This window comes from Rhizobacter sp. P3_B12, from assembly GCF_056402895.1.
In genome coordinates, this window is the sequence record NZ_JBFUGN010000636.1 from 1 (window position 1) to 3,628 (window position 3,628).

Below are 3,628 nucleotides of genomic sequence, written 5' to 3' on the forward strand. Positions count from 1 at the left end.
GCTATGCGCAGTACCGGGGCCGGCGCGGACATCCGGTGGGTTTTGCGGCCGAACTCTACACCGAGCTGGTGATGCTGACCGGCGACGAAGGCGCGCGCCGGCTGGTGGCGCGCTATCCGGCGCAGGCGGTCGATGTCGACGATTCCGGCGTGCTGATGGATGTCGACAACGAGGGCGATCTCGATCGCGTGCGGGCCGCCTACAGCCCAGCCTTGTTCGGCGACTCCCGCTAGCCGGTTGTCGTCAACGCGTGCCGCTCGACCAGCGCCACCAGCCGCTCGATGCCGCGGTCCCGGATGCCGCACTGGCGCAGCGAGCGCGCCGTTTCCATCAGGTAGTCGAGCGTCGTGCCGTAGCGCCCGCAGGCGCTGCGCAGCACGCCGAGCAGGTGCTCGTCGCTCAGCGTGCCGGTGTAGTTCGGGCTGCTGCGGCTGAGCGTGAAGCCGAGCGCGCTCACCGGCCCTTGCGGCGTGCGGCACGGCAGCCAGCGGGCATCGTAGACGCCGGTCGGCATCTCGCGCGCCCACAGCCTCGGCAGCTCGTCGTCGACGCGCTCGCGCTCGATGCGGTAGACCATGCCGCGGCACGAGCCGCCGGCCACCAGCGCGAACACCAGGCCCGGGCATTCGGGCGTGCCGCGGTTGATGCGCGAGCGCATCTCGAGCGCGCGGTGCCAGCCGTGCACCTGGGCCGGCCGCTGCTCGGCGRCTTCGAACTCGGGGCGCCAGATCAGCGACGCGTAGCCGAAGATCCACAGGTCGTCGCGGCCGCCCCAGCGGGAATGCACGTCGGCCAGCAGTTTCGCGGGGTCGCGCACGGGCGCCAGGCCGGTATCGATCACTGAATCGAGCATGGACGACACTCTAGAATGAATTTTCTTCAGCCGGGAGCTTGCGATGAGTGACCAAGACGATGACGTGCAGAAGTACGCGCTGGGCGCAGTGGCCTTCGTGGTGGCGCTGGTGGTGGCCGGGGTCATCGGGCTGGCCGCGTCGCGCGTGCTGCATGCGCCGAAGGCTGCCGGCCCCTCCGCCACGGCCACGGCCCCAGCGGGGGCCGAGACCTCCGCGGCCGAGCGCATCTACTTCGAGGTCGGCCAGGACAGCCTGCCGGCCGATGCCATCGACGTGCTGAACCGCGTCGCCGAGGCGGCCCGCTCGAGCGGTGGCACCGTGCTGATCTCCGGCTTCCACGATGCGAGCGGCGACGCCGCCGCGAACGCCGATCTGGCGAAACGCCGCGCGCAACGCGTGCAGCATGCGCTGGAGGCGAACGGCGTCACCGCCGACCACCTGCAGCTCAGCAAGCCGRCCGTGACCACCGGCGACGGCGACCCGAAGGCGGCGCGGCGCGTCGAACTGCGCCTGCAATAGCAGCCCTCGCGATGCCCGGGTAGGACATCGCGCACATGCCGTGGCGGCCCTCGCCGATAGGGGCTGCCACTGCGGCAGCCTAAGCTCGAACGAATCCGTTCAAGCAGGGGCTGCAGCATGAAGATCCATCCGCAACGTCACGAGAACCTGAAGAAGATCGTCGACCTGGTGGAGGGCATCGACATCGCGATGCTGACCACCCAGTCGGCCGATGGCCGGCTGCTCGGCCGCCCGATGGCCGCGCTCGAGGTCGACCGCGACGGCAGCTTCTGGTTCTTCACCAGCGAGCGCTCGGCCAAGGTGCACCAGCTCGACCGTGTGAACCTCGCGTTCACCGATGAAGACGACGCGACCTACGTGTCGATCAGCGGCCATGCCGCGATCGTCAACGACCGCGCCCGCATCGACGAACTCTGGACCGCCGCCGCGAAGCCGTGGTTCCCGCAGGGCAAGGACGACCCGGACCTGGTGCTGCTGCGCGTCGACACCGACATCGCCGAGTACTGGGACGCGAACAGCAGCCGGATGATCCGCCTGCTCGCGATGGCCGCCTCGGCCGTCGCCGGCCGGCCGATCGGCCTGGGCGAGCACGAGGTCGTCAGCAACCCGTCGCGCCCGCCGGTCTCGCACCAGCGCTCGCTCATCGGCGATTGATCCCGTGTCGCGGCGTCGTGCGTGGTCGTGGAGCCTGCTCGGCCTCGCTGCCGCCGTGCTGGTGGCGTTCGTCGCCTGCGAAGCCCTGGGCTGGCCGTTCCTCGTCGGCCCGGCGCAGCGGCTGCTGGCCGACACGCTGAAGCGCGATGTCCGCCTCGCCGACGCGCCCGACCACGGCCGCATCCGCCTGCTCGGCGGCTTGCGCATCGACATCCCGATGCTGGAGATCGGCAGCGCCGCGTGGAGCAAGGATCCGTACTTCCTGCATGCCGAGAACGCGCAGCTGCGCGTCTCGTACTCGGCGCTGTGGCGCGCCCACCGTGGCGATGCGCTGGACATCAAGCGCCTGCATGCCGACCGCCTGGTCGTGCACGCCGAGCGCCGCGCCGACGGCATGGCGTCATGGCAGTTCGGCGAGCCGAAGGCTCAGCAGGAGAAAGGCACGCGGCTGCCGCGCGTGCGCTCGCTGTCGGTGGCTGACGGCCAGCTGACCGTCGTCGACGCCCCGTTGAAGGCCGACATCCATGCCGAAGTGCGCTTGGCCGACCAGGACACCGCAGCCCCGTTGCCGGCCGATGCGGCCTCGGCCCCTCGCTCGCTCACCGGCCTCGTCGTGCGTGCGAAGGGCACCTACGGCGGCTTCCCGGTCGAAGGCCGCCTGCGCTCGATCGGCGTGATGCCGCTGCTGGTCAGCGACGACGACGCGCCGCCGGTGCCGGTGGCATTGCGCATCGATACCGGCCGGGCTGGATTCCGTTTCCAGGGCACGGTGACCGACGTGCTGAAGCTCGAGGGCATGACCGGCCGCGTGCGCGTCAACGGCCCGTCGCTGTCGGCGGTCGGCGATCCGCTGGGCGTCACGCTGCCGACCACCGGGCCGTTCGAGATCGACGGCCGTGTCGCGAAGCGCGGCGAGGTGTGGAACGTGCTGGTCGACGACGCGACCGTCGGCAACAGCCGGTTGAATGCGGCGTTGACCTACGACTTGCGACCCAAGGTGCCACGGCTGTCGGGCCGGGTCGCCGGGCCGCGCCTGTTGCTGGCCGACCTGCTGCCCAGCATCGGCGTCGGGCCCGCGCCGGCACCGGCGGTCGCGCCCGAGCAGAAGCCGCCGAAGCGCCCCGGCGATCGCGTGCTGCCGAACCGCGCGTTCGACCTGCCGTCGCTGAGCGCGATGGACGCGGACGTGGTGCTGGCCTTCGAGCGCGCCGAGCTGGGCCGCATCTTCGCGCTGCCGCTGGAGCCGCTGCGCGCGCACCTGACGCTGGCCGACGGCAAGCTCGCGATCACCGACCTGGTGGCGCGCACCGCCGATGGCAGCCTGGCGGGCGCGGTGTCGCTCGACGGCAAGCCGAAGCTCGCGCTGTGGGACAGCGACCTGCGCTGGAGCGGCGTGCGGCTGGAGCGCTGGCTGAACCAGGGCCGGCCCGCCGACAAGCCGCCGTACGTCACCGGGCGGCTGATCGGCCAGGCCAAGTTGAAGGGACAGGGCCGCTCGACCGCCGAGATCCTCGGCAGCCTCGACGGCACCGTGGTCACGCGCATCGTCGAGGGCAAGGTGTCGCACCTGGCCGTCGAAGGGGCCGGGCTGGACCTGGCGC

The 3,628-nt window shown here is 71.5% G+C and carries 4 protein-coding genes and 1 pseudogene; 4 read left to right on the plus strand and 1 reads right to left on the minus strand.

Going from position 1 to position 3,628, the window contains the following annotated elements; genetic code table 11:
• Positions 1-233, plus strand: a pseudogene (locus AC1D01_RS25170) (nucleotidyltransferase family protein); the annotation flags it as partial.
• Here AC1D01_RS25170 and AC1D01_RS25175 read toward each other — a convergent pair.
• Positions 230-853 carry a gamma-glutamylcyclotransferase gene (locus tag AC1D01_RS25175; protein WP_477871221.1) on the minus strand — a complete coding sequence of 208 codons (624 nt, stop codon included), beginning with the start codon at positions 851-853 and terminating at the stop codon, positions 230-232. The pseudogene AC1D01_RS25170 and the gene AC1D01_RS25175 sit on opposite strands and share 4 nt — an antisense overlap.
• A 43-nt stretch (positions 854-896) precedes the next feature.
• Here AC1D01_RS25175 and AC1D01_RS25180 point away from each other — a divergent pair, with 43 nt between their 5' ends.
• From AC1D01_RS25180 to AC1D01_RS25190, 3 genes are all read left to right on the plus strand, one after another.
• Positions 897-1,373 carry an OmpA family protein gene (locus AC1D01_RS25180; RefSeq protein WP_477871223.1) on the plus strand — a complete coding sequence of 159 codons (477 nt, stop codon included), beginning with the start codon at positions 897-899 and terminating at the stop codon, positions 1,371-1,373.
• A 117-nt stretch (positions 1,374-1,490) separates the two neighbouring features.
• Positions 1,491-2,027 carry a pyridoxamine 5'-phosphate oxidase family protein gene (locus tag AC1D01_RS25185; RefSeq protein WP_477871225.1) on the plus strand — a complete coding sequence of 179 codons (537 nt, stop codon included), beginning with the start codon at positions 1,491-1,493 and terminating at the stop codon, positions 2,025-2,027.
• A 4-nt stretch (positions 2,028-2,031) separates the two neighbouring features.
• The coding region (locus AC1D01_RS25190; protein ID WP_477871227.1) for an AsmA family protein at positions 2,032-3,628 on the plus strand (1,597 nt) is incomplete at its 3' end.